Below are 26,775 nucleotides of genomic sequence, written 5' to 3'. Positions count from 1 at the left end.
CTGTGCCGAACCGCGCACCGCAACCGGGCGAATCGATCAAGCCACCCGCCCGCGCCCCGTTCACAGTAGGCCCATCCACGGGGTGCACGAACGCCCCGGGGCGGGCCGTCCAGGCACCGCCCCCGCGCCAACAAGAACAAACACGCGAACGGAGAAATGCGATGTCATCCATCAGCATCAGCCAGCTGGAGGTCAGCTACGGCAGCGGGATCAGGGTGATCGACGGCCTTGACCTGCACATTCCCGACGGCAGCTTCTTCACCCTGCTCGGCCCCAGCGGCTGCGGCAAGACCACCCTGCTGCGGGTGATCGCCGGCTTCATCCGCCCCAGCGGCGGGCGCCTGGCCTTCGGCGATGTCGACATGACCCAGGTCCCCGCCCACCGCCGGGGCATCGGCATGGTCTTCCAGGACTACGCCCTGTTCCCCGACAAGACCGTGTTCGACAACGTCGCATACGGCCTGCGCGCCCGCCGGGCCGACGCGGCGACCGTGCGCCGCAAGGTGGGCGAATACCTGGAGCGGGTCGGCATGAGCGGCTTCGCCGAGCGCCACCCCGCCGCTCTCTCAGGCGGCCAGCGGCAGCGGGTGGCCCTGGCCCGCGCCCTGGCCATCGAGCCCGAGGTGCTGCTGATGGACGAGCCGCTGTCCAACCTCGACGCCCAGCTGCGCTTGCAGATCCGCGCCGCCATCGCCGACCTGCAGCGGGAGATCGGCATCACCACCGTCTTCGTCACCCACGACCAGGAAGAGGCCCTGGCCCTCTCCGACTGCATCGCCCTGATGCGCAAGGGCCGCATCGAGCAACTGGGCAGCCCCCAGGCCATCTACCAGTCCCCCGCCAGCACCTACGCCGCCGACTTCATCGGCTCGGCCAACCTGCTGGCCGCGCGGGTGCTGGAGCAGGCAGGCGACGACGGCATCCGCGTACTGGTGGCCGGCCAGCCCCTGCAGGCACGTGCCGAGACGGCGCTGCCCGAGCCCGAGGTGCACCTGGTGGCGCGACCGGAAAGCATCCGCCTGCGCCCCGCCGGGCAGGCCCTCGGCAACTGCCTGGCCGGCCAGGTGCGGCGCAAGCAGTACCTGGGCAACCGCACCAGCTACCGCATCGAGCTGGCCGACGCCCAGCAGCTCAACGTCGACCGCTTCGGCACCGACGGCGACGGCTTCCACGAGGGCCAGCCGGTGAGCCTGGAGTTCGACCCCGCACAGCTCCGGGTGGTGGCCCAATGAACCGGCGCCTGCCCTCCCCCTGGTTGCTCCTCGCCCTGTTCGCCCTGGGGCTGCTGCTGGTGTTCCTGCTCTGGCCCCTGGCCAACCTGCTGCACGGCAGCGTGGCCGGTGCCGGCGGCAGCGGCTGGGCCCAGTTGCTGGACGACCCGCGCTACCTGCGCGCCCTCGGCAACACCCTGCTGCTGGGCGCCCTGGTGACCGGCTGCGCCAGCGTGCTCGGGGTGTCCCTGGCCTACGTCACCGCGCGCTTCGACTTCCCCGGCAAGGCGCTGGTGGCGGTGCTGCCGGTGTGCACCCTGGTGGTCCCGGAGGTGATCGTCAGCCAGACCTGGCTGATGATCCTCGGCAACAACGGCCTGCTCACCCGCGCCCTGGAGGACCACCTCGGCCTCGCCCTGCCCAGCTTCTACGGCTGGCCCGGCCTGGTGCTGGTGATGAGCCTGGTCTACTACACCTACATCTACCTCGGCACCCTGGCCGCCATCCGCGGCTTCGACGCCCAGCTGGAGGAAGCCGCCCAGAGCCTCGGCGTGCCGCCGGCCAAGGCGCGCCTGCAGGTGATGCTGCCGGTGGTGCTGCCCGCCGTGCTGGCCTCCGGCCTGCTGGTGTTCACCCTGGTGGTGGGCAACTTCGCCATCGCCACCCTGCTGGGCGGCAAGGTGCAGTTGCTCTCGGTGCTCACCTACCTGAGCTTCGTCTCCGAGATGGGCACCAACGCCGGCCTGCAGAGCGCCCTGGCCACCCTGTCCATCGCCATCGTCGCCGGGGTGCTGTTCCTCCAGCGCTGGCTGGTGGGGCGCAAGCGCTACGAGATCGTCCAGGGCCGCAGCGCCCCGGCCCAGCGCCTGCGTGGGGTACGTGGCGCGCTGCTGGGCGCGGCCACGGCGCTGTTCATCCTGCTCTCCTCGCTGCCGCTGCTGACGGTGCTGGCCAGCGCCTTCACCCGCTCGCGGGGGCCGGTGATGCACTGGGGCCAGTTCTCCCTGGAGAACCTGGAACGGGTCCTGCTGCGCAGCCCGGAACCCATCCTCAACACCCTGGCCTACGGCGCCCTGGCGACCCTGGTGGGCATCCTGCTCAGCGTGGTCATCAGCTACCTGGTGATCAAGAAGAAGAACCTGCTCACCCCGGCCATCGACTACCTCGCCATGCTGCCCCTGGCCATGTCCGGCACGGTGCTCGGCATCGGTCTGGTGATGACCTTCAACAGCGGCCCGCTGGCCCTCAGCGGCACGGCGGCGATCATCGTGGTGGCCTTCGTCATCCGCCGCTTCCCCTTCGGCGTGCGCAGCGCCTCGGCCACCCTCTACAACATCCCCGACTCCATCGAGGAGGCCTCCATCAGCCTCGGCGTGCCGCCGCTGCGCTCCTTCTTCAAGGTGGTGCTGCCGCTGATGGCGCCTGCCGTCGCCGCTGCGGCGGTGCTCACCTGGACCACCATCGTCGCCGAGCTGAGCGCCTCGCTGGTGGTGTACTCGGCCGGCCGCGAGACCATCACCATCCAGGTCTTCCGCCTGGTGGAAACCGGCCTCCAGGGCCAGGCGGCGGCCTACGGGCTGGTGCTGGTCCTGCTCACCCTCGTCCCGGTGGTCATCGCCACCCGGGTGTTCCGCATCAAGGTTTTCTGAACCGCACCAAGGAGTCGCCATGAACGCCACCTGGAAGCACCGGCTGCCCGCCCTGCTGGCCGCCCTCGCCCTCAACCTGCTGCAACCCGCCCTCGCCCGCGAGCAGGCGGTGCTCTACACCACCAACAACGACTCGGCGGTGCAGGCCCTGCTGGACAGCGGCCAGCGCCTCGACCCGGGCCTGAAGATCGGCGTGGTCAACGGCTCCAGCGCCGCCCTGCTCAAGCGCATCGAGGCCGAGGGCCAGGCGGCTCGGGCCGACGTGTTCTGGAGTTCCCAGCCCAACACCCTGGGCGCCTTCACCGCGCTCTACGCGCCCTACCGCTCGCCCCAGGCCCAGGCCATCCCCGAGGCACAGCAGCACCCGCAGCAGCTGTGGAGCACCGCCAACATCCAGGTGGTGGTGATGATGGTGAACCGCAAGCAGCTCGGCGGGCTCAAGGAGCCCACCCAGTGGCGCGACCTGCTGGACCCGGCCTGGAAGGGGCGGATCATCGTCGGCGACCCCACCGCCACCTCCACCGCCTACACCGCGCTCTGGGGCCTGCGCCAGCTGCTGGGCGAGGACGACTTCCGCCGCCTGGCCGCCAACCTGGTGGTCTCGCGCAACTCCAGCGCCGTGCTCAACCAGGTGGCCCAGGGCGAATACGCCGTCGGCCTGACCTTCGAGGGCAACGCCTACGCCTATGTCGCCGGCGGCCAGCGGGAGATCCGCCTGGTCTACCCGGCCGACGGCACCTTCGTCACCGAAGAGGCCCTGGTGCTGGTGAAGAACGGCCCCAACCCCGAGGCCGGCAAGCGCCTCTACGACCTGCTGCTGAGCCGCGACACCCAGGTCGCCCTGCTGGAGCAGGCCTACCGCCGGCCGAGCCGCAGCGACATCGAGGTCAGCGCCCATGTCGAGCTGCCGGAGCTGAAGGACATCGCCGTCTTCCCCACCGACGAGCAGGCCGCCATCGCCGGCCGCGACGCCTTCCTCAGCGCCTGGAAAGGCCTCGACAAAGCCCTCTGACACCGGAGCCGGACATGACCGCCAGCCACCACCGCGCCACAGCCGAACACCTCGCCGACCTCGCCCGCGCCCGCCTGCAGGCCCATTGGCAGGCCGCCCAGGAGGACGGCCAGCCCTTCGAGGACAAGGACGACGCCAGCCCCGTCACTGCCATCGACCGCGCCATCGAGCAGGAACTGCGCGAGGCCATCGCCCACCACACGCCCGAGTTCGGCGTGGTGGGCGAGGAATACCCCGACCACCAGCGCGACGCCGAATACAGCTGGGTGCTCGACCCCATCGACGGCACCAAGGCTTTCATCGCCGGGGTGCCGGTGTACGGCACGTTGATCGCCCTGTGCCGCGACGGGCGCCCGGTGCTGGGGGTGGTCGACCTGCCCATCGCCGGCCTGCGCTGGGTCGGCGTGGAAGGCCAGCCCACCCGGCTCAACGGCCAGCCAGTGCGCACCCGCCCCTGCACCGAGCTGGCCCGCGCGCTGCTGGCCAGCAGCAACCCGGAAAGCCTGCCGGCCGAACACCTGGCGGCCTTCGCCCGGCTGCGCGACGCCACCCGCTGGCGCCTCTACGGTGCCGCCTGCAGCGCCTACGCCAACCTCGCCCGGGGGCGCATCGACCTGGTGGCCGACGGCGGCGGCATGGCGCCGGTGGACTACTGCGCCCTGGTGCCGGTCATCGAAGGCGCCGGCGGGGTGATCAGCGACTGGCAGGGCCGCCCGCTCGGCCTTGGCTCCGGCAGCAGCGTGCTGGCCGCCGGCGATCCCCAGCTGCACCGCCAGGCCCTGGAGCGCCTGCACCAGGCCTGAACCACCCAAGGTCACAAGGAGGACACGCCATGACCGCCATCCATCCCCGCATCCCCCTCGCCCTGTCGCTGGCCCTCGCCATGGGCCTGGCCGAGGCGGACGGTTTCATCGACGACAGCCACGCCACCCTGGCGCTGCGCAACTTCTACTTCAACCAGGACAACCGCGACGGCCACGCCGGCCAGACCGAGGAATGGGGCCAGGGCCTGCGCCTGGACTACCAGTCCGGCTACACCCAAGGCACGGTGGGCGTCGGCCTCGACGCCATCGGCCTGCTCGGCATCCGCCTGGACGGCGGTGGCCGCGCCGGCAAGGCCGACCAGACCCGCACCCCCAGCGCCCTGTTCCCCCTGGAGCACGACGGCCGCGCCCGCGACGAATACAGCAGCCTCGGGCTCACCGCCAAGCTGCGGGTCGGCGCCAGCGAGGCGCGGTTCGGCACCCTGATCCCGCGCCTGCCGGTGATCAAGGCCAACGACGGGCGCCTGCTGCCGCAGACCTTCGAAGGCGCCCAGCTGACGGTGCGCGAGTTCGACGACCTCACCCTGCTGGCCGGCCGCCTGCGCCAGGCCAAGGGGCGCGCCCAGAGCCACCGCGACGACCTCTCCATCAACGGCGCCAACAGCCCGCGCAAGCCCGGCAACGCCGTCAGCGCGGCGCCGGCCCGCCACAGCGACGCCTTCGACTTCCTCGGCCTGGACTACCAGGTCAGCCAGCAGTTGCAGGTGCAGTACTACCTGGGCCAGCTGGAGGACTTCTATCGCCAGCACTTCCTCGGCCTCAACCACGAGCAGGTGCTGCCCCTGGGTACGCTGAAGACCGACCTGCGCCACTTCGACACCCGCGCCACGGGCCATAACGCCAGCCACAGCGGCCGCGCCGAGGGCTACACCGCCGCCGGCTACTACGGCCCCGGCAACGGCGAGAGCGGCGCCCATCGCGGCAAGGTGGACAACCGCGCCTGGAGCGCCCTGTTCAACTGGAGCCTCGGCGCCCACAGCCTCGGCGCCGGCTACCAGCGCCTGAGCGGCGACAGCCACTTCATCCAGCCCAACCAGGGCAACGGCAGCGACGTCTACCTCATCACCGACCGCCAGCTGAACAGCTTCGCCCGCGCCGGCGAGCGCACCTGGCTGGCCCAGTACGGGGTGGACTTCGGCACCTGGGGGCTGCCGGGGCTGACCAGCAACGTCGCCTACCTCAAGGGCAGCGGCATCCGCTCCGAACGCGGGCATTTGCAAGAGTGGGAACGGGACTTCACCCTGGCCTACGTGGTGCAGGCCGGGCCGGCCAAGGGCCTGGGCATCACCTGGCGCAACGCCAGCCTGCGCAGCCAGGCCAGCACCGACGTCGACCAGAACCGGGTCTTCCTCAGCTACAGCCTGGCGTTGTTCTAGGGCGCATGCGCAACAGGGCCCCGGTGCGCACGCGCCGGGGCCGTTCGCTGCGGTCCTACCCGAGCTTCAGCCACGCCCTACCCGCCCCGCTGTTAACGTCGTCCAGGCCCTGCCCGACCTTGGTCAACCAGCCTGGAGGCACACATGAAGGCGATCGATATCCACAGCGCACTCGACGGCATCCGCAACGGCCGGATCATGGCCCTGGAGCCGCAGCTCCAGCCGCTCACCCAGTTGACGCCCTTCCACCCCGGCGCGGGCGCCATCCACCTGGGCCGCCTCAGCGGCGAGATGCCCTGGGAGCGCCACCCCGACGGTGACAAGCTGCTGCAGGTGCTGGAGGGCGAGCTGGACATCACCCTGCTCGCCGCCATCGGCCTGTTACAGGAAACGATCCGCGCCGGCTCCATCCTGGTCGTGCCCCGGGGCCTCTGGCACCGCCTACAGGGGCGCGACGCCGCCGTGCTGGCGGTGGTGCCGCGGCACACCGAGAGCAGCACCCACTACCCGGCGCCGGCCAACCAGTCGGCCTGACCGCGGGCTGCCGGCCCGCCCCTCAGACGGGCTGGGCCAGCGCCAGGGCCGGCTCGTCGCGGCGCGCCTTGAGCAGCCCAAGGCGAATCAGCAGCCAGGGCATCAGTGCGGCGACGAAGCCGCCCATCACCAAGCCACGGAACGCCTGCCAGGCCTGGCCATCGAGGGAGAAGGCAAAGCCGATGTGCTTGAGCCCCCACTGCAGGCCAATGAACGACAGCGCGCCGATGGTCGCCGCCAGCACCCGCCGCCAGGTCGCCACCTCCATGGAGAAGTCCAGGTGGCGATAGCCGTACAGCACCGCGATCATCAGCCCCGCCAGCAGCGGCACGTAGCTCGGCGGCTGGCCATGCCAGGTGAAGTAGGCCAGGGCGGTGGCCGCGATGATCAGCATCAGCAGCACCAGAGCCGGGGCCTCGCGCCAACCTTGCCAGCGCTGCGCCAGGGCGAAGCAGCCCAGGGTCGCGGCCCCCAGCAGCGAGCCGCCGATCAGGTCCTCGACATCATGGGCGCCCAGGTACAGGCGGCTGAAGAGGATGCCCGTCACCAGGGTGCAGGCCAGCAGCCAGAACCACAGGCGGCGCACTTCCAGGGCCAGCCAGAACCAGATCACCACCGAGATCTGCGCGTGCCCGCTGGGCAGGCCGAAGCTCTCGCCCACCTCGTGGTCCATGCGCAGGGCGATGTCCGGGCGCGGGTCCTGCCAGTAATCCTTGAGCCAGGCGTTGAGCAGCGCGGTGATCGCCACCAGCACCAGCAAGCGGAAGAACACCGTGCGGTGCCAGGCCCAGTAGCCCAGGGGCAGGAAGAAGAGGATGAACTTCTCGTACCCCAGCAGGGTGAAGAAGCGCATCAGCGGCGTCAGCGCGTCGCTGCGCAAGGGCAGCACCCAGTCCAGGCTGTGCAGCAATTCGTTCATGGTCGTCCTTGAGGGCAGGGGAAGGTCGCCACAGATACTGCAGCCCGCGCCTGGCGGCAAGGTCCGATCAGGACAAAAGCCCTCACGACACGCGCAAGCTCCATCAGCCACCCTGAGAGAGGGGTATTCGTCAGGGCGAACATCGGTCCTGCAACGGGCGCGACTGTCTAGGATGAAGGCCATCCCGCGACACAACGACAAGACCAGCGCGAGGCCCCGATGAACCAAGACCAGTACCTGGCCACCCTGCGCCAGCTCCAGCACGACGCCTGGCCCACCGGCACCCCGCGCGAGCCGCAGTACCCCCTCGGCGAACGGCCGCTGACCGAGTACCTGCGCGAATGGGCACGGCACCAGCCGGGCAAGACCGCCCTGCACTTCTACGGCCACACCCTCGACTATGCGGAACTGGACCGCCTCAGCGACCGCTGCGCCGCGCTGCTGGTGGAACTCGGCGTGCGCCCGGGGGACCGCGTCGCGGTGTTCATGCCCAACTGCCCGCAGCTGCACATCGCCTTCTGGGGCATCCTCAAGTGCGGCGCCGTGCATGCCCCGGTCAGCCCGCTGTCCAAGGGCCTGGAGCTGAGCTACCAGCTCAACGACAGCGGCGCCGAGGTGCTGCTGTGCTTCGACCAGTTGCTGCCGGTGGTGCGCCAGGTGCGTGGCGAAACCGCCCTGCGCCAGGTGATCGCCACCAGCCTCAGCGAGCTGCGCCCGGCCACGCCGACGATTCCGGCGCCGGACCTGCTGTTCGCCCCGAAGGTCACGGGCGACGACGTCATCGACTTCTACCCCGCCCTCGCCGCCTGCACCGCGCCCACGCCTGCGCACTGCCCGCAGCTGGATGACATCGCCGCACTGAACTACACCGGCGGCACCACCGGCCTGCCCAAGGGTTGCATCCACAGCCACCGCGACATGCTCTACACCTGCGCCAGCTTCGTGCCCACCGCGCTGGGCATGGACGAACACAGCATCACCCTCAACTTCCTCCCCGAGTTCTGGATCGCCGGGGAAAACGCCGGCCTGCTGTTCCCGGTGTTCGCCGGCTGCACCCTGGTGCTGCTGGCGCGCTGGGACGCCCCGGCCTTCATGGCCGCCGTGCAGCACTACCGCGTCAGCCACTGCGGCCTGCTGGTGGACAGCGCCGCCGAGGTGCTGGACCACCCCCGCGTGGGCGAATTCGACTTCGCCTCCCTGCGCCAGGTCGGCGCCATCTCCTTCGTCAAGAAGCTCACCCTCGACTACCGCCGCCGCTGGCGCGAGCTCACCGGCTGCACCCTGTTCGAATTCAGCTTCGGCATGACCGAAACCCACACCTGCGACACCTTCACCGCCGGCCTGCAGGACGACGACTTCGACCTGCGCGCCCAGCCCACCTTCGTCGGCCTGCCGGTGCCGGGCACCGAGTTCAAGGTCTGCGACTTCGACACCGGCGAGCTGCTGCCCCTGGGCAGCGAAGGCGAGCTGTGCCTGCGCTCGCCCTCCCTGCTCAAGGGCTACTGGCAGCGCCCCGAGGCCAGCGCCGAAGCCTTGCGCGGCGGCTGGCTGCACACCGGCGATCTCGGCGTGATCAGCGAGCAGGGTTTCATCCGCTACCTCGGCCGACGCAAGGAAATGCTCAAGGTCAACGGCATGAGCGTGTTCCCCAGCGAGCTGGAAGCCCTGCTCGGCCAGCACCCGGCCATCCTCGCCAGCGCCGTGCTCGGCCGCCCGCACCCGGAGCGCGGCCAGCAACCCGTCGCCTTCGTCGTGCTCAAGCCGGGCAGCGACGAAACCGGCGCCAGCCTGCTGGAGTGGTGCGAGGCCTCCATGGCCATCTACAAGGTGCCGGACATCCGTCTGGTCGACTCCATGCCGATGACCGCCACCGGCAAGGTCAAGAAGAACGAACTGGAAGCATTGCTGTGAACCGAGCCATCACCCGCCTGCTGATCGCCAACCGTGGCGAGATCGCCATCCGCATCGCCCGTGCCGCCGCCGAGCTGGGCATCCCCAGCGTCGCGGTGTTCGCCGAGGACGACGCCGCCTCCCTGCACCTGCGCAAGGCCGACCAGGCCGTGGCGCTCAAGGGCCGTGGCGCGGCCGCCTACCTCGACATGCAGCAGCTGCTCGACGCCGCCCTGGCCAACGGCTGCGACGCCGTGCACCCGGGCTACGGCTTCCTCAGCGAGAACGCCGCCTTCGCCCGCCTCTGCGAAGGGGCCGGCGTGCGCTTCATCGGCCCGGCAGCCGACGCCCTCGACACCTTCGGCGACAAGGCCCGTGCCCGTGAACTGGCGGAGCGCTGCGGCGTACCCCTGGCCGCCGGCAGCAACCGCGCCACCAGCCTGGAAGAGGCCCGCGCCTTTCTCGACAGCGGCCCCATCATGCTCAAGGCCCTGGCCGGCGGCGGTGGCCGCGGCATGCGCCCGGTGCGCGAGGCGGCCGAGCTGGAGGAGGCCTACGCCCGCTGCCAATCGGAAGCACGCGGCGCCTTCGGCAGCGACGCCCTCTACGTCGAGCGGCTGATCGAACAGGCCCGGCACATCGAGGTGCAGGTGGTCGGCGACGGTGAAGCGGTCAGCCACCTGTGGGAGCGCGACTGCAGCCTGCAGCGACGCAACCAGAAGGTCATCGAAATCGCCCCCGCACCGGGGCTCGACCTGGCGCTGCGCCAGCGCATCCTCGACGCCGCCCTGACCCTGGCCGGCGCGGTTTCCTACCGTGGCATCGGCACCTTCGAATTCCTCGTAGACGACGCGCGCGGCGACTTCGTGTTCATGGAGGCCAACCCGCGCATCCAGGTGGAACACTGCATCACCGAGGCCGTCACCGGCGTCGACCTGGTGCAGGCGCAGCTGCGCATCGCCGCCGGCGCCCGCCTCGCCGAGCTGGGCCTGGCACAGCCCGCCGCGCCACGGGGCTTTGCCGTGCAGCTGCGGGTCAACCTGGAAACCATGCAGGCCGACGGCAGTGCGCGCCCGGCCGGCGGCGTCATCAGCGCCTACGAACCGCCCAGCGGCGCCGGCATCCGCGTCGACGGCTACGGGTACGCCGGCTACGCCACCAGCCCCAGCTACGACTCCCTGCTGGCCAAGGTCATCGTCCAGGGCGAGGACTTCCCCAGCGCCCTGCGCCGTGCCTACCGCGCCCTCTGCGAATTCCGCCTGGAGGGCGTGGCGAGCAACATCCATTTCCTGCAGAACCTGCTGCGCCGCCCGGAGCTGGCGGACAACCGCGTCAGCACCCGCTTCATCGAGCAGCACATCGCCGAGCTGCTGGCCCCGCAACAGGCCGCCCACCCGCACCTGTTCGTCAGTGGTACCAGCGGCCAGGCCGCGCACAACGCCGTGGCCGACGTACCGGCCGGCTGCATCGCCCTGAACGCCCCCAGCCAGGGCGTGCTGGTGAGCCTGGACGTGGCCGAGGGCGACGCCATCGCCGTCGGCCAGGCCGTGGCGGTGCTGGAAGCGATGAAGATGGAGTTCGTGGTCAAGGCCAGCCACAGCGGCATCGTCCGCGCCCTGCCGGTGGCCCCCGGCGACGCCCTGTTCGAAGGCGCCGCGCTGCTCTACCTGGAACCGGCAGAGGTGAGCGGCGATGCCGTGGCCAGCGAAGAAAGCATCGACCTGGCGCACATCCGCGCCGACCTCGCCGAGGTGCTCGAACGCCATGCCATCACCCGCGACGAGCGCCGCCCCGACGCCGTGGCGCGCCGCCGCAAGACCGGCCAGCGCACCACCCGCGAGAACCTCGACGACCTGCTCGACGCCGGCAGCTTCATCGAATACGGCGCCCTGGCCCTGGCTGCCCAGCGCCGCCGCCGTTCGCTGGAAGAGCTGATCCAGCAAAGCCCGGCCGACGGCCTGGTGGCCGGGCTCGGTACGGTCAACGCCGCACAGTTCGGCAACGAGGCCGCGCGCTGCATGGCCATCTCCTACGACTACACCGTGTTCGCCGGCACCCAGGGCGTGATGAACCACAAGAAGACCGACCGCATGCTCGGCCTCGCCGAACAGTGGCGCGTGCCGCTGGTGCTGTTCGCCGAAGGCGGTGGCGGCCGGCCGGGGGACACCGACTTCGTCGGCGTGGCCGGGCTGGATTGCCACACCTTCGTCGCCATGGCGCGGCTCTCCGGCCTGGTGCCGGTGGTGGGCGTCGTCTCCGGCCGCTGCTTCGCCGGCAACGCCGCGCTGCTCGGCTGCTGCGACGTGATCATCGCCACCCGCAACGCCAGCATCGGCATGGCCGGCCCGGCGATGATCGAAGGCGGCGGCCTGGGCAGCTTCAAGGCCGAGGAGGTCGGCCCCACCTCGGTGCAGGGCCCCAACGGCGTGATCGACGTGCTGGTGGAAGACGAAGCCGAAGCGGTGGACGTCGCCAAGCGCTACCTCTCCTACTTCCAGGGCACGGTCAGCGATTGGCAATGCGCCGACCAGCGCGAGCTGCGCCATGCGATCCCCGAGAACCGCCTGCGCGTCTACGACATCCGCGCGGTGATCGGCCAGCTGGCCGACGAGGGCTCGGTGCTGGAGCTGCGCCGCCAGTTCGCCCCGGGGATGATCACCGCCTTCATCCGCATCGAAGGCAAGCCCTTCGGCCTCCTGGCCAACAACCCCATGCACCTGGGCGGCGCCATCGACGCCCAGGCCGGCGACAAGGCCGCGCGCTTCATGCAGCTGTGCGATGCCTTCGACATCCCCATGGTCTCGCTCTGCGACACCCCCGGCTTCATGGTCGGCCCGGAGTCTGAGAAACACGCCACGGTGCGCCACGTCTCGCGCATGTTCGTCGCCGCCGCCAGCCTCTCGGTGCCCTTCTTCACCGTGGTGCTGCGCAAGGGCTACGGCCTGGGCGCCCAGGCCATGGCCGCCGGCAGCTTCCACTCCTCGATGTTCACCATCGCCTGGCCCAGCGGCGAGTTCGGCGCCATGGGCCTGGAGGGCGCCGTGCGCCTGGGCTTCGCCAAGGAGCTCGCGGCTGTGGAAAACCTCGAAGAGCGGCAGAAGCTGTTCGACAAGATGGTCGCCAAGGCCTACCAGAACGGCAAGGCGATCAACATGGCCAGCTTCCTCGAGATCGACGCCGTCATCGACCCGGAAGAAACCCGCGCCTGGCTCCTACGCGGCCTCAACACCGCGCCGAAACCCACCCCACGGGAAGGCCGCAAGCGCCCGTTCGTGGATACCTGGTAGGCCGAGCCAACCCATCGCGAATGAATTCGCACAGTTCTGCACCGGGCTGGGCTGTACGTAGGGTGGATGGCGCTCTTTCCATCCACCAACGGGGCACGGATCGACTCCGATGCCGAGCCCATGAACCGACCCAAGGGCTCGCCGGAAACACCCTGCGGCGGTGCGCACGGCACAGCCCTCCGTGGGAGCGGATTCATCCGCGAAAGGGCATGCAGTGCCCAACGCCCAAGCATCACGCGGAAATTTCCCAAACCCACCGCAACCCCTTGTTCGCCCCCGCCCCGCTCCCTACGTTCACCCGGTCGCGGTCAATCCCGCGATCGGGTTTGACGACCTGAACCACATGCGTGTTTTGCCTACGGTGCCGGCGGGAAACAACGGACGTTTCCCGTGGCACCTGTGCAGCGCGCAGTTTTTTAAACTGCACGCCCTCCATGGCAGACCGCGCGGGGAGACCCTTAGCGGTCTGCCGGTCGTGGTCCGGTTCGTCAACCCCGTTGCGGTCTGCCACCCTTTCGATGACGACGTAGGTGGCAGCTCCTTAACCGACCACGGGAGCTACACGATGCATGACGCCTACATCCCCACCACCTTCCTCCGCCACGACCGCCCCCTGCGCGGTGTGATGATCGACAACCAGCCCTGGTTCTCCACCTACGACTTCGCCCGCCTGCTGGGCCTGCACCATCCACAGGCCCTGCATCGCCGCCTCAAGCCACACGAAACCCGCCGCATCCGCCTGCACCGCAGCAGCGGTAGCGAAGAGACGATCGACGTGATGAACGAAGCCGGCCTCTACAAGGCGCTCATCCGCTTCGGCCACCCCGAATGCCAGCAGTTGGATGAATGGCTCACCCGCGAGGTGATCCCCACCCTGCGCGACCAGCAAGACGCCCCCACCCACGCACCCCGCCGCGTATGGATCGGCTGGCAGAGCGAACGGCTGCTGTTGCTGGAATGGCAGGGCGAATTGTGGATGCAGTGGGAGAAGGTGCCGCGCTACCTGGGGCTCTAGCGAGTACCAGGCTATTCCTCGGCAGCGTAGAGGTACCTTCGTAGGATGGCGTAGAGCGAAGCGAAACCCATCAATTCCGGGCACAGACCTGGCTCCGGTGCCGGACCGGCAGCATGGGTTTCGCGGAGCTCTACCCATCCTACAAAGACACCGAGGCACCTAGGCACCTCCGTAGGATGGCGTAGAGCGAAGCGAAACCCATCAGCCACAAGGTTTCAGGACGAATCGGTCACGCCCACCAGCCACTGAGAGAACAAGGCGTTCTTAGGATGGGCACGTCCATCCTCAGGCAAGGACGCCCGCCAATGACCAACTACCGCCGCGACCACACACCAGGCGCTACCTGGTTCTTCACCCTCAACCTGGCCGACCGCAGCAGCAGCCTGCTCACCGATCACATCGATCTGCTGCGTGCCAGCTTTCGCGCCGGCATGAAGCGCCACCCGTGGCGCATCGATGCCATAGTCATCCTCCCGGATCACCTGCATGCGCTGTGCACACTGCCACCCGGTGATGCCAACTACGCCCTGCGCTGGCGTCTGATCAAGAGTGGCTTCTCCCGGGCACTGCCCTATGGCGAGCCGCACTCCGACAGCCGCAAGTACAAGGGCGAGCGCGGCATCTGGCAACGGCGGTTCTGGGAGCACCGCATCCGTGACGACAAAGACTTCGCCCGCCATGTGGATTACATCCACCACAACCCACGCAAGCACGGGCACGTCGAGCGGGTGGCCGATTGGCCTTGGTCGTCGTTTCATCAATAGGTGAAGGCGGGCATCCTGCCGGCAAACTGGGCGGGCGCTGAAGACGAAATGGAAGGCAGCGTGGGGGAGTGGTGAAACGCAGGCATCGACCATCAATACATCTTCGTAGGATGGCGTAGAGCGAAGCGAAACCCATCAATTCCACGCACAGATCTAGCCCCGGTGCCGGGCCGGCAGCATGGGTTTCGCGGTGCTCTACCCATCCTACAAAGACACCTAGACACCGAAGCACCTCCGTAGGATGGCGTAGAGCGAAGCGAAACCCATCAATTCCGGGCACAGACCTGGCTCCGGTGCCGGGCCGGCAGCATGGGTTTCGCGGTGCTCTAACCATCCTACGGCGGCGCCAATTCATCTTCGTAGGATGGGTAAAGCTTGGCGAAACCCATCACCCAATGAGCAGGCACATGCCGCATTGGAAGGGAAACAAAAAAGGCCAGTCTCTCGACTGGCCTTTTTCTTATCTCACCCGATCACTCAGGAGTTGTTGCTCGGGAACGCGAACTGCGCGGCCTCGTGGCTGGCGCGTTGCGGCCAGCGCTGGGTGATGGCCTTGCGGCGGGTGTAGAAGCGGACGCCGTCCGGGCCGTAGGCGTGCAGGTCGCCGAACAGGGAGCGCTTCCAGCCACCGAAGCTGTGGTAGCTGACCGGTACCGGCAGCGGCACGTTGACGCCGACCATGCCCACTTCGATTTCGTCGCAGAACAGGCGGGCGGCTTCGCCGTCACGGGTGAAGATGCAGGTGCCGTTGCCGTATTCGTGGTCGTTGATCAGTTGCATGGCTTCTTCCAGGCTGCCGACGCGGACGATGCACAGCACCGGGCCGAAGATTTCTTCCTGGTAGATGCGCATGTCGGCGGTGACGCGGTCGAACAGGGTGCCACCGACGAAGTAGCCGTCTTCATGGCCGGCGACGCGGTAGCCGCGGCCGTCCACCACCAGTTCGGCACCGGCGGCGACGCCGTCGTCGATGTAGCCGACCACCTTGTCGCGGGCGGCGGCGGTGACCAGCGGCCCCATGTCGAGGCCGCAGTTGGTGCCGGCGCCGATCTTCAGGCCCTTGATCTGCGGGACGATCTTCTGCACCAGCGCGTCAGCGATCTGGTCGCCCACGCACACGGCCACGGAGATGGCCATGCAGCGCTCGCCGCAGGAGCCATAGGCAGCGCCCATCAGCGCGCTGACGGCGTTGTCGAGGTCGGCGTCGGGCATCAGCACGGCGTGGTTCTTGGCACCGCCCAGGGCCTGGACGCGCTTGCCGCGCTTGGTGCCTTCGGCATAGATGTATTCGGCGATGGGGGTCGAACCGACGAAGCTGATGGCCTTCACTTCCGGCGCTTCGATCAGGGCGTCCACGGCTTCCTTGTCGCCGTGCACCACGTTCAGCACGCCCTTGGGCAGGCCGGCCTGGTGCAGCAGTTCGGCGATGAGCAGGGTGGAGCTCGGGTCGCGCTCGGAGGGCTTGAGGATGAAGCAGTTGCCGCAGGCGATGGCCAGCGGGTACATCCACAGCGGCACCATGGCGGGGAAGTTGAACGGGGTGATGCCGGCGACCACGCCCAGCGGCTGGAAGTCGCTCCAGGCGTCGATGTTCGGGCCGACGTTGCGGGTGTATTCGCCCTTGAGGATTTCCGGGGCGGCACTGGCGTATTCGACGTTCTCGATACCGCGCTTCAGTTCACCGGCGGCGTCTTCGATGGTCTTGCCGTGTTCTTCGCTGATCAGGCGGGAGATTTCCGCTTCGTTCTGCTCCAGCAGCTGCTTGAAGCGGAACATCACCTGGGCGCGCTTGGCCGGCGGGGTGTTGCGCCAGGCCGGGAAGGCGGCCTTGGCCGAGTCGATGGCCTGTTGCACGGTGGCGCGGCTGGCCAGGGCGACCTTGCGGGTGGATTCGCCGGTGGCCGGGTTGTACACGTCGGCCGTGCGGCCTTCGCCGGTAACGAGCTCACCGTGGATCAGGTGCTGGATGGTGCTCATGGTCATCTCTCTTGTAGGGCTTTGTCGGGGTGGTCCTGGGGCGCGGGCAGCGGCTGCGCACCCGCCCTCTCCTCACGGGGAGAGGGTGGACGTCATTTGATTTCGGTTTCGATGAAGACGATTTCGTGGTCGCTGGCGTTGATCACATTGTGCTCGACGCCGGCCTTGCGGAAGTAGCTCTGCCCGGCCACCAGGGGCGCGCGTTTCTCGCCCTCCGGGGTTTCCAGCAGCAGGGTGCCGCCGGTCATGGGCACTACCACGTAATCGTGGCCGTGCAGGTGGCGACCGGTCTCGGCACCGGGGGCAAAGCGCCACTCGGTGACGATGACTTCGGCGTTGTCCACCTGCACGGTGGGCACGGCCTGGGGGCGTGCGCTCATCAGTTGATGCCTTGCAGGGCCTGGCCGACGGCGTCGAACACGCGGTCGAGTTCTTCCGGCTTGGCGTTGAAGGTCGGCCCGAACTGCAGGGTGTCGCCACCGAAGCGAACGTAGAAGCCAGCCTTCCACAGGGCCATGCCGGCTTCGAACGGGCGGACGATGGCGTCGCCGTCACGGGGGGCCAGTTGCAGGGCACCGGCGAGGCCGCAGTTGCGGATGTCGACCACGTGCTTGGCGCCCTTCAGGCCGTGGATGGCCTTCTCGAAGTGCGGGGCCAGGTCGGCGGCCTGCTGGATGAGGTTTTCCTTCTCCAGCAGCTCCAGGGCGGCGAGGCCGGCGGCGCAGGCGACCGGGTGGGCGGAGTAGGTGTAGCCGTGGGTGAATTCGACGGCGTATTCGGGCGTCGCCTGGTTCATGAAGGTCTGGTAGATCTCGCGGCTGGCGATCACTGCGCCCATGGGGATGGCGCCGTTGGTGATCTGCTTGGCCACGTTCATGATGTCCGGGGTCACGCCGAAGAACTCGGCGCCGGTGTTCTTGCCCATGCGGCCGAAGGCGGTGATGACTTCGTCGAAGATCAGCAGGATGTTGTTGGCGTCGCAGATTTCGCGCAGGCGCTGCAGGTAGCCCACCGGCGGCACCAGGGCGCCAGCGGAGCCGGCCATGGGCTCGACGATCACGGCGGCGATGTTCGACGCGTCATGCAGTTCGATCAGCTTCAGCAGCTCGTTGGCCAGTTCCACGCCGCCGGTCTCGGCCATGCCCTTGGTGAAGGCCAGGCCCGGTTGCAGGGTGTGCGGAAGGTGGTCGACGTCCATCAGCTGGCCGTACATCTTGCGGTTGCCGTTGATGCCGCCAAGGCTGGTGCCGGCGATGTTCACGCCGTGGTAGCCACGGGCGCGGCCGATCAGCTTGGTCTTGGTGGCCTGGCCTTTCAGGCGCCAGTAGGCGCGGGCCATCTTCACCGCGGTGTCGGCGCACTCGGAGCCCGAGCCGGTGAAGAACACGTGGTTCAGCTCGCCGGGCATCATCTCGACGATCTTCTCGGCCAGCTTGAACGACAGCGGGTGGCCGTACTGGAAGCCCGGGGAGTAGTCGAGGGTGCCGAGCTGCTTGGCCACGGCTTCCTGGATTTCCTTGCGCGAGTGACCGGCGCCGCAGGTCCACAGGCCCGACAGGCTGTCGTAGATGCGACGGCCCTGGTCGTCGATCAGCCAGCTGCCTTCGGCGGCCACGATCAGACGCGGGTCACGCTGGAAGTTGCGGTTGGCGGAGAACGGCATCCAGTGGGCGTCCAGCTTCAGTTGGCTGGCCAGGGAGGGGGTGGCGGTCTGCGGCATGTTCATTCTTGTCTGCCTCGCGATGGGGCGTGGGTTGTGGGGGAGAACCCGGTGGTTCTTGCAGTCGACATTGCCACGGGCATAAAGTCATGAAAATTCAACTTTTCATATCTTCAGGTCACGGACTACTAAACTGATGAGCACCCGTCGCCCGGAAGCACTGGCCCAGGTCAGCGACTTCGATATCCGCCTGCTGCGCATCTTCCGCAGCGTCGTCGAGTGCGGTGGCTTCTCCGCCGCCGAGAGCGTGCTGGGCATCGGTCGCTCGGCCATCAGCCAGCAGATGAGCGACCTGGAGCAGCGCCTCGGCCTGCGCCTGTGCCAGCGCGGCCGCGCCGGCTTCGCCCTGACCGAGGAGGGGCGCGAGGTGTACCAGTCGTCGCTGCAACTGCTCAGCGCCCTGGAGAGCTTCCGTACCGAGGTCAACGGCCTGCACCTGCACCTGCGCGGCGAGTTGAACATCGGCCTCACCGACAACCTGGTGACCCTGCCGCACATGCGCATCACCCATGCCCTGTCGCGCCTGAAGGAGCGCGGGCCGGACGTGGTGATCAACATCCGCATGACCCCGCCCAGCGAGGTGGAACAGGGCGTGCTCGACGGCCGCGTGCACGTGGGCGTGGTGCCGCAGACGGTGGCGCTGTCGGGCCTGGAGTACCAGCCGCTGTACGACGAGCGCTCGCTGCTGTACTGCGCCGTGGGCCATCCGCTGTTCTACGCCGACGATGCCCAGCTCAGCGATGCCCGCCTCAACGAGCAGGAGGCCATTGCCCCCACCTTCCGCCTGCCGGCCGATATCCAGGCCCACTACCAGGCGCTGCATTGCACCGCGAGCGCCTCCGACCGCGAGGGCATGGCCTTCCTTATTCTCACCGGGCGCTACATCGGCTATTTGCCGGACCACTACGCCACCTTCTGGGTGCAGCAGGGCCGCCTGCGCGCGCTCAAGCCCAGCAAGCGCTTCTACGACCTCAGCCTCGCCACCGTGACCCGCAAGGGCCGCCGCCCGCACCTGGTGCTGGAGAGTTTCCTGGAGGCATTGGCGGCAACGGGCTAAGGCGTGTTCGCGGGGGATGACGGGCTGGCGGAGCGCTTGAGCTCCCCTTCCACTCCGCCTGGTGGACCGGTGAAGCGTGGTCCACCCTACGAAGCCGCGCTCTGGACTGAATCGTAGGAGAGAATGAGCGTCACCGAACGCCCAGCAATGAAGCGGGCGACCCCGATTTGGTGCAGGAGAAACCCTTCGGTCATACCTAGCGCAGCCCATACGCCTATCCCGTAGCGCCCGCCAACCCTGGGTCTTGCAGGGTGGAAAGCGAAAAAACCTGCGCACCTGGTCAATTTTTTGCAATAGCCCGGCATCTGCCCCGGCGAGCCGCTCCGGTTCGCCGCCCCAACCTGCCGAGGCCAGCATGCACGCTGAAGAAGAACGCAACTCCGAACTCATCTACGGCCTGGACGACAAGCCGAAACCGCTGCTGGCGTTCTGCGCCGCGCTGCAGCATGTGCTGGCCAGCTTCGTCGGCATCATCACCCCGCCGCTGGTGATCGGTGGCGCGCTGGGGTTGGGGGCGCACCTGCCCTACCTGATCAGCATGGCGCTGATGGTCTCCGGCGTCGGCACCTTCCTCCAGGCGCGGCGCCCATTCGGCATCGGCGCGGGGATGATCTGCCTGCAAGGCACCAGCTTCGCCTTCCTCGGTGCGGTGCTGTCGGCGGGCTTCCTGGTGAAGAGCCGTGGCGGCAGCCCGGAGGACATCCTGGCGATGATCTTCGGCGTGTGCTTCTTCGGCGCCTTCGTGCAGATCGTGCTCAGCCGCTTCATCGGCCACCTGCGCCGGGTCATCACCCCGCTGGTCACCGGCATCGTCATCACCCTGATCGGCGTCAGCCTGATCAAGGTCGGCATCACCGATATCGGCGGCGGCTTCAAGGCCCCGGACTTCGGCGCGCCGGGCAACCTGGCCCTGGGCGGCCTGGTGCTGGCGACCATCATCCTGCTGAACCGCTCGAGCAACCCCTGGGTGCGCCTGTCGTCCATCCTCATCGGCCTGGCCGTGGGCAGCGTGGCCGCCTTCTTCAGCGGCAAGCTGGTGCCCCAGGCGCTGCCCGACCTGCCCCTGGTGAGCGTGCCGCTGCCCTTCAGGTTCGGCTTCAGCTTCGACTGGACAGCCTTCATTCCGGTGGCGCTGATCTACCTCATCAGCACCATCGAGACCGTGGGCGACCTGACCGCCAACTGCATGATCTCGCGCAAGCCGTTCAAGGGCCCGGAATACGAGGCGCGGCTCAAGGGCGGCGTGCTCGGCGATGGCGTCAGCTGCATGCTGGCGGCCACCTTCAGCGCCTTCCCCAACACCACCTTCGCCCAGAACAACGGGGTGATTCAGCTCACCGGCGTCGCCAGCCGCCATGTCGGCCTGTACATCGGCGCCGTGCTGTTCGTGCTCGGCCTGTTCCCGCTGATCGGCGCGGTGCTGCAGCAGATCCCCAAGCCGGTATTGGGCGGCGCCACCCTGGTGATGTTCGGCAGCGTGGCGGCGGCGGGCATCCGCATCCTCGCCCAGGCGCCGCTGGACCGCCGCAGCCTGCTGGTGATCGCCGGTTCCTTCGGCGTCGGCCTGGGCATCGCTGCGCAGCCGACCCTGCTGCACCAGATGCCGCAGCTGGTGCAGAACCTGTTCGACTCGGCCATCACCTGCGGCGGCATCACCGCCATCGTCCTGAGCCTGGTGCTACCGGAAGAGAAACGCGCCAACCGGACGGATGGTGCCGCCGAACGCGCCTGAACCACGCCGCGCCAGGCCCGGGGCGGTGCCTGGCGCGGTGCACGGCACGAAAAAACCGACCCATCATGGTGCAGGCCCGACAAAACCTGTGGATAACCTGACCGCCGCAACAGTTTTGGCTTGTCGACCGCCCCGCGCTTGGGTTATCAGTGCATTCGCCCGCTTCCTGACCCCTCTGGATGACCTATGACTGTCCTGGTCCCCGCCCATAGCCCCAGCTCCACCGGCAAGCCTGCCGGCCGCATCCGCCAGAAGAACGAAGAGACCATTCTCGCTGCTGCCGAGGAAGAGTTCGCCAAGCACGGTTTCAAAGGCACCAGCATGAACACCATCGCCGTGCGTGCCGGGCTGCCCAAGGCCAACCTGCACTACTACTTCAGCAACAAGCTGGGGTTGTACGTGGCGGTGCTAAGCAACATCCTCGAACTGTGGGACAGCACCTTCAACACCCTGACCGTGGACGACGACCCCGCCGAGGCGCTGGCCCGCTACATCCGCGCCAAGCTGGAATTCTCGCGGCGCTTCCCCCTGGCCTCGAAGATCTTCGCCATGGAAGTGATCAGCGGCGGTGCCTGCCTGGAGAAGTATTTCGATCAGGACTACCGCGACTGGTTCAAGGGCCGCGCGGGGGTGTTCGAAGCCTGGATCGCCGCCGGCAAGCTGGACCCGATCGACCCCACGCACCTGATCTTCCTGCTCTGGGGCAGCACCCAGCACTACGCCGACTTCGGCTCGCAGATCTGCCGCGTCAGCGGGCGCAAGCGCCTGACCAAGGACGACTTCGAAGTGGCCGCGCAGAGCCTCACCCACATCATCCTCAAGGGCTGCGGCCTGACCCCGCCGACACCCGCCAGCTGATGCCCTTCACCCTTGCCGCGCCCTGCGAATACCGCGAGGAAATCCGCAAGAGCCGCTTCATCGCCCTCGCCGCGCCGGTCACCAGCGCGGCCGAGGCGCAAGCCTTCATCGCCGGCGCCAGCGACCCCGCCGCCTCGCACAACTGCTGGGCCTGGAAGGTGGGTAACCAATACCGTTTCAGCGACGACGGCGAACCCGGCGGCACCGCCGGGCGCCCCATGCTCGCGGCCATCGAGGGCCAGGACATGGACCAGGTCGCGGTAGTGGTGATCCGTTGGTACGGCGGCATCCAGCTCGGCACCGGCGGCCTCGCCCGCGCCTACGGCGGCAGCGCCGCCAAGTGCCTGCAAGGCGGCGAGCGCCTGCCATTGCTGCGCCTGTCGCGCTTCCGCTGCCACCTGGCGTTCGCCGAACTGGCGCTGTTCAAGGCACGCCTGGCCGACCTCCAGGCGCAGCTCGAAGGCGAGGACTACGACGCCGAAGGCGCCTGGCTGCACCTGGCCCTGCCGGAGGCCCAGCGGGAACCGCTGCAACGCCTGCTCGGCGACATCAGCCGTGGGCGCAGCCAGCTCGCCGCCATCGAGGACGACACGCCATGACCGGCAAGCTGCGCATCCACTCGCCGGCCATCCACTATTTCGACATGGTGCGCCGCTGCAACTCCATCCGCGAGGCGGCGCGCCGGCTCAACGTCGCCTCCTCGGCGGTGAACCGGCAGATCCTCAAGCTGGAGGACGAGATCGGCGCGCCGCTGTTCGACCGCCTGCCCGCCGGCCTGCGCCTGACCCCGGCCGGGGAGATCCTCACCCGCCACATCACCGTGGTGCTGCAGGACGTCGAGCGGGTGCGCTCGGAGCTGGATGCCATGCAGGGCCTGCGCACCGGCCACGTGGAGATCGCCACCGTCGAAGGGGTGACCATCGACCTGCTGCCCCGGGTGCTCAAGGCCATGCACGAGCGCTACCCACGGGTCACCATCGGCGTCACCGCCATGGGCTCCCAGGCCATCCCCGAGGCGGTGCTGAGTGGCGCCGCCGACCTCGGCCTGGCCTTCTTCCTGCCCCGCAGCGCCGAGCTGCAACAGCTCAGCGTCGGCCACTTCCGTCTCGGCGCCATCGTGCCGCGCGGGCATGCGCTGGCCTCGCTGCACGAGGTGAGCTTCGCCACCTGCGCCGAGCACGGGCTGATCCTGGCCAAGCAGGAACTGTCCATCCACCACCTGCTCGGCCCGCTGCAGAAACGCCTCAACCTGCCCGGCAAGCCGGCGCTGGAAAGCAGCTCGGTGGAGCTGGCCCGGCAACTGGTGAAACGCGGCATGGGCGTGGCCTTCCAGACCCGCATCGGCATCGAGGCCGACCTCGAGGCCGGCGACCTGGTGCACCTGCCGCTGACCGACAACGGCGGCATCTTCAACGACCTCGGCCTCTACGTGCGCGGCGGCCGCTACCTGCCCGTGGCGGTGGATGCACTGGCACGCCAGCTGACCGAGGAAATCACCCTGCGTGAGCGCGAAGAGCGGCCACCACCCCGCAGTGCCCCCGGCAACCGGCCGTAGGCCGCATTCCCGTCTATCTTTTTCATGACTGTCCCTGTCGAGGCTCTGGACGGGGCGCCCTGCTGCAGCCCGCGCGCTAGAGCCATCGGCTTTTGCGGTTTGTACACAATCCCGCTAAAGCCCTGAAAATACTGACTTTTGAGTCAACCGCGTGATGCCGAATCGGCATCGGGATGCTCTACATTCTGTTCTTTGGTGATCAATCCGGATGTGCTGATACTGCGCCCCTCGATGCCCGAGCCAAGGCATCGAGAACTCAGGAACAGGAGCCCATAACAATGAAAAAAGCACTGCAGGGAGCCACGGTCGCTCTCGCCCTCTTCTCGGCCGGCGAAGCGGCCGCACTGGAATGGATGAACAACAGCGTCGGCTTCCGCTACGGCCAGCAGTTCACCAACCCGAACAACCCGAACAAATTCGCCAAGCGCATCTACAGCTTCACCCACGCCAGCGGGTACCAGTACGGCAGCAACTTCTTCAACCTCGACGTCTTCCTCTCCGACAACCGCGACCCGCGCAAGGGCACCGACCACGGTGGCAGCGAGGTCTACGCGGTGTACCGCCACCAGCTGTTCGCTTCGCGGGTGTTCGACCAGAAACAGGGCGACGGCCTGATCAAGGACTACGCCTTCACCGCCGGCTTCGACGTCAACCGCAACAACAACCGCGCCTCCTCCAACAAGAGCGCCATCGTGTTCGGCCCGACCCTCAAGTTCAACACCGTCGGCGTGCTCGACCTGAGCCTGCTCTACTACCGCGAGCGCAACCAGACCGGCATCCCCGGCGCGCGCCACGAGGAGATGACCTTCGACGGCACCTACAACCTCAACCTCACCTGGCTGCGCCCCTTCCAGGTCGGCGACCACGCCGCCAAGTTCCAGGGCTATATCAACCACGTGGGCGAGAAGGGCGAGGACTACAACAACAAGGACACCGCCGCCGAGACGCTGATGCGCACCTCGCTGATGGTCGCCGCGCGCCCGGGCAAGAACATCAAGCCCAACCTCTGGTTCGGCGTTGGCTACGAGTACTGGCACAACAAGTTCGGCGTCGACGGCGGCCGTGGCAGCCGCACCTCCACCCCGACCCTGAACATGGAATTCAGCTTCTGACCCGCCGCCCGGCGCCACCCGGTGCCGGGCCCTCCCCCGCGACACGACTACCCCCTGCTCCCGGGCTGAAGCCCGGGCTACCGGCTTCCCTGAGGCACGAGACTTCGTAGGGTGGACCCCGCTTCACCGGTCCACCGTGCGGTGTCTCAGCCATCCACACCGCCACTTCCCTTATCCCCACAACGTTGGGCCGCGCTGCGCTTGGCGCCAACCTACGGGGGTGTCCGGAATCCGCCTTGGAACCACCCACATAAAGCGTGGACAAGCCTGTGGATAACCTTTTGAGCAATTGCTCGGGGCGCCGCCGGCCGCCGCTTCGCCGGGGCTGCTCGTTTCGTGACCAGTGCGCGCGGGGCCCCGTGTCTACCGTGTAAGCACCTGAAGGGTCTAGCTTTATTTTCACCTGCCAGAAACCCGGGCGCCGGGATACCGGCGCGGTGCACCGCCATTGTCCACACGGGCCGTGGACATTCCTGTGGATAACCTTGGGAACAACTTCTCCGCGCCAGTGCCCACGGGCGCTGCGGGGCGGTGGTCGAAATTCGTCCAATAGCCGCTGCGCCATCGGGAGCCACGGCGCCCCGAAAGCGTGCAGGAAAATGCCCCGGCAATGCCCATCGACGGCTGCGTTTTCCCCGCTTCGCCCAGCCACGCGAGCCCGCACGGGCCTTCCTGACCCGGTGGCCAGCTTTTTGCTTTGTCTGGCCAGCTCTCTTTCCGGGAAAGACCACGATGAACAGCCCCACTCCCCCACCGCGCCTGGAGATGCTCGGCATCACCAAGCGCTACCCCGGCTGCCTGGCCAACGACCGCGTCGATCTGCGCATCGAGCCCGGCGAGATCCACGCCCTGCTAGGCGAGAACGGCGCCGGCAAGAGCACGCTGATGAAGATCATCTACGGCGTGGTACAGCCGGATGCCGGCGAGATCCGCTGGCAGGGCGAGGCGCTGCGCGTGCGCGACCCGGCCCAGGCCCGCGCCCTGGGCATCGGCATGGTGTTCCAGCACTTCTCCCTGTTCGAAACCCTCACCGTGGCCGAGAACATCGCCCTGGCCCTGGGCCGCGAGGCCGGCACACCCAAACAACTGGAGCCGCGCATCCGCGAGGTGTCCCAGCGCTATGGCATGGCCCTGGAGCCCGGGCGCCTGGTGCACGCGCTGTCCATCGGCGAGCGCCAGCGGGTGGAGATCGTCCGCTGCCTGATGCAGGACATTCGCCTGTTGATTCTCGACGAGCCCACCTCGGTGCTCACCCCGCAGGAGGCCGACGAGCTGTTCGTCACCCTGCGCCGCCTGGCTGCCGAGGGCTGCAGCATCCTCTTCATCAGCCACAAGCTGGGCGAAGTGCGCGCCCTCTGCCAGAGCGCCACGGTGCTGCGGGGCGGCCGCGTGTCCGGCCACTGCGTGCCGGCCGAATGCAGCGACCTGGAATTGGCACGGCTGATGGTGGGTGATGCCGAAGGCCTGGCCGCCAGCTACCCCAAGGCCAGCGGCGGCGCGCCCTTCCTCAGTTTGCAGGGGCTCGACTGGTACAACCCGGACCCGTTCGGCATGTCGCTGAAGCACCTCGGCCTCGATGTGCGCAGCGGCGAGATCGTCGGCATCGCCGGGGTCGCCGGAAATGGCCAGGACGAGCTGCTCGCCCTGCTCTCCGGCGAGCGCCGCCTGCCCGCCGCCCAGGCCGGTGCCATCCGCTTCGCCGGCCAGCCGGTGGGCCAGTTGCCGCCGGACGCCCGCCGCGCCCGCGGCCTGGCCTTCGTCCCTGCCGAGCGCCTGGGCCATGGCGCGGTGCCGGACATGAGCCTGGCCGACAACGCCCTGCTCACCGGCTTCCAGCGCGGGCTGCTGAGCCGGGGCATGATCCGCCGCGGCCAGGTGCTGGCCTTCGCCAACGAGATCATCCAGCGCTTCGCGGTGAAGACCCCGGACGCCCACACCGCCGCCCGCAGCCTTTCCGGCGGCAACCTGCAGAAGTTCATCCTCGGCCGCGAGATCCTCCAGCAACCCAAGCTGCTGGTGGCCGCCCACCCCACCTGGGGCGTGGACGTAGGGGCCGCCGCCGCCATCCACCGCGCGCTGATCGCCCTGCGCGATGCCGGCGCGGCGATCCTGGTGATCTCCGAAGACCTCGACGAGCTGTTCCAGATCAGCGACCGCATCGGCGCCCTGTGCAGCGGCGAGCTGTCGGCGCTCAAGCCCGTGGTCGCCACCAGCCCGCAGGAGGTCGGCCGCTGGATGGCCGGCCAGTTCGATTCGACCCAAGCCGCCTGAGCGCCCGGAGCC

20 protein-coding genes and 1 pseudogene are annotated in these 26,775 nt (G+C 68.4%); 17 read left to right on the top strand and 4 right to left on the bottom strand.

The window, feature by feature from the left end:
- Positions 1-161: 161 nt before the first annotated feature.
- From PI990_RS04225 to PI990_RS04200, 6 genes are all read left to right on the top strand, one after another.
- Positions 162-1,232 (top strand): ABC transporter ATP-binding protein, encoded by a 1,071-nt coding sequence (locus PI990_RS04225; RefSeq protein WP_271659913.1) that lies wholly within the window; start codon positions 162-164, stop codon positions 1,230-1,232.
- A complete protein-coding gene (locus PI990_RS04220; protein WP_271659912.1) occupies positions 1,229-2,860 on the top strand; it encodes an ABC transporter permease in 1,632 nt (543 codons plus the stop codon). Before PI990_RS04225 ends, PI990_RS04220 begins: the two co-directional genes overlap by 4 nt.
- 19 nt (positions 2,861-2,879) lie before the next feature.
- Complete coding sequence (locus PI990_RS04215) at positions 2,880-3,872, top strand: extracellular solute-binding protein (RefSeq protein WP_271659911.1); 993 nt, start codon at positions 2,880-2,882, stop codon at positions 3,870-3,872.
- A gap of 14 nt (positions 3,873-3,886) precedes the next feature.
- A complete protein-coding gene (locus PI990_RS04210; protein ID WP_271659910.1) occupies positions 3,887-4,675 on the top strand; it encodes an inositol monophosphatase family protein in 789 nt (262 codons plus the stop codon).
- A gap of 29 nt (positions 4,676-4,704) precedes the next feature.
- Positions 4,705-6,072 carry an OprD family porin gene (locus PI990_RS04205; protein WP_271659909.1) on the top strand — a complete coding sequence of 456 codons (1,368 nt, stop codon included), beginning with the start codon at positions 4,705-4,707 and terminating at the stop codon, positions 6,070-6,072.
- Positions 6,073-6,216: 144 nt separating this feature from the next.
- On the top strand, positions 6,217-6,606 hold the full coding sequence (locus PI990_RS04200; RefSeq protein ID WP_184489581.1) for a cupin domain-containing protein: 390 nt from the start codon (positions 6,217-6,219) through the stop codon (positions 6,604-6,606).
- Between the two features lie 22 nt (positions 6,607-6,628).
- Here the strand turns inward: PI990_RS04200 and PI990_RS04195 are convergent, their stop codons facing one another.
- Entirely contained in the window at positions 6,629-7,525 is an 897-nt protein-coding gene (locus tag PI990_RS04195; protein ID WP_271659908.1) for a phosphatase PAP2 family protein, read from the bottom strand.
- Positions 7,526-7,744: 219 nt separating this feature from the next.
- On the opposite strand from PI990_RS04195, the gene PI990_RS04190 reads away from it, so the two are divergent.
- From PI990_RS04190 to PI990_RS04175, 4 genes and pseudogenes are all read left to right on the top strand, one after another.
- Positions 7,745-9,436 (top strand): AMP-binding protein, encoded by a 1,692-nt coding sequence (locus PI990_RS04190; RefSeq protein WP_271659907.1) that lies wholly within the window; start codon positions 7,745-7,747, stop codon positions 9,434-9,436.
- The gene (locus tag PI990_RS04185) at positions 9,433-12,702 is read left to right on the top strand and encodes a carboxyl transferase domain-containing protein (protein WP_271659906.1); all 3,270 of its coding nucleotides are present in this window, start codon (positions 9,433-9,435) and stop codon (positions 12,700-12,702) included. The genes PI990_RS04190 and PI990_RS04185 overlap by 4 nt, the downstream gene beginning before the upstream one ends.
- Positions 12,703-13,267: 565 nt before the next feature.
- Positions 13,268-13,717 (top strand): BRO-N domain-containing protein, encoded by a 450-nt coding sequence (locus PI990_RS04180; protein ID WP_271659905.1) that lies wholly within the window; start codon positions 13,268-13,270, stop codon positions 13,715-13,717.
- Positions 13,718-14,022: 305 nt separating this feature from the next.
- Positions 14,023-14,556, top strand: a pseudogene (locus PI990_RS04175) (REP-associated tyrosine transposase).
- Positions 14,557-14,958: 402 nt separating this feature from the next.
- On the opposite strand, the gene PI990_RS04170 reads toward PI990_RS04175, so the two are convergent.
- The 3 genes from PI990_RS04170 to PI990_RS04160 form a co-directional block, all read right to left on the bottom strand.
- Positions 14,959-16,458 carry a CoA-acylating methylmalonate-semialdehyde dehydrogenase gene (locus PI990_RS04170; RefSeq protein ID WP_271659903.1) on the bottom strand — a complete coding sequence of 500 codons (1,500 nt, stop codon included), beginning with the start codon at positions 16,456-16,458 and terminating at the stop codon, positions 14,959-14,961.
- Positions 16,459-16,550: 92 nt separating this feature from the next.
- Positions 16,551-16,838 (bottom strand): cupin domain-containing protein, encoded by a 288-nt coding sequence (locus PI990_RS04165; protein WP_043243760.1) that lies wholly within the window; start codon positions 16,836-16,838, stop codon positions 16,551-16,553.
- On the bottom strand, positions 16,838-18,184 hold the full coding sequence (locus PI990_RS04160; RefSeq protein ID WP_031286809.1) for an aspartate aminotransferase family protein: 1,347 nt from the start codon (positions 18,182-18,184) through the stop codon (positions 16,838-16,840). Before PI990_RS04160 ends, PI990_RS04165 begins: the two co-directional genes overlap by 1 nt.
- A 130-nt stretch (positions 18,185-18,314) precedes the next feature.
- Here PI990_RS04160 and PI990_RS04155 point away from each other — a divergent pair, with 130 nt between their 5' ends.
- From PI990_RS04155 to PI990_RS04125, 7 genes are all read left to right on the top strand, one after another.
- Positions 18,315-19,235 carry a LysR family transcriptional regulator gene (locus PI990_RS04155; RefSeq protein WP_021216782.1) on the top strand — a complete coding sequence of 307 codons (921 nt, stop codon included), beginning with the start codon at positions 18,315-18,317 and terminating at the stop codon, positions 19,233-19,235.
- 355 nt (positions 19,236-19,590) lie between these two features.
- A complete protein-coding gene (locus PI990_RS04150) occupies positions 19,591-20,967 on the top strand; it encodes a uracil-xanthine permease family protein (RefSeq protein ID WP_271659902.1) in 1,377 nt (458 codons plus the stop codon).
- A 186-nt stretch (positions 20,968-21,153) separates the two neighbouring features.
- Positions 21,154-21,825: a TetR/AcrR family transcriptional regulator gene (locus PI990_RS04145; protein WP_021216784.1), complete on the top strand. Its 672-nt coding sequence runs from the start codon at positions 21,154-21,156 to the stop codon at positions 21,823-21,825.
- Positions 21,825-22,424, top strand: a complete 600-nt coding sequence (locus tag PI990_RS04140; RefSeq protein WP_043243758.1) for an IMPACT family protein — start codon at positions 21,825-21,827, stop codon at positions 22,422-22,424. The genes PI990_RS04145 and PI990_RS04140 overlap by 1 nt, the downstream gene beginning before the upstream one ends.
- Positions 22,421-23,380, top strand: coding sequence for a LysR family transcriptional regulator (locus PI990_RS04135; RefSeq protein WP_271659901.1), 960 nt, complete (start codon positions 22,421-22,423; stop codon positions 23,378-23,380). Before PI990_RS04140 ends, PI990_RS04135 begins: the two co-directional genes overlap by 4 nt.
- A gap of 278 nt (positions 23,381-23,658) precedes the next feature.
- On the top strand, positions 23,659-24,492 hold the full coding sequence (locus PI990_RS04130) for a nucleoside-binding protein (protein WP_271659900.1): 834 nt from the start codon (positions 23,659-23,661) through the stop codon (positions 24,490-24,492).
- A gap of 732 nt (positions 24,493-25,224) precedes the next feature.
- Positions 25,225-26,763, top strand: coding sequence for an ABC transporter ATP-binding protein (locus PI990_RS04125; protein ID WP_271659899.1), 1,539 nt, complete (start codon positions 25,225-25,227; stop codon positions 26,761-26,763).
- The last annotated feature ends 12 nt before the right edge of the window (positions 26,764-26,775 follow it).

Source organism: Pseudomonas sp. TUM22785 (assembly GCF_028198105.1).
GTDB lineage: Bacteria > Pseudomonadota > Gammaproteobacteria > Pseudomonadales > Pseudomonadaceae > Metapseudomonas > Metapseudomonas solani.
Note: the sequence above shows the minus strand (reverse complement) of the source record. Positions and strands in the feature narration are given on the sequence as shown.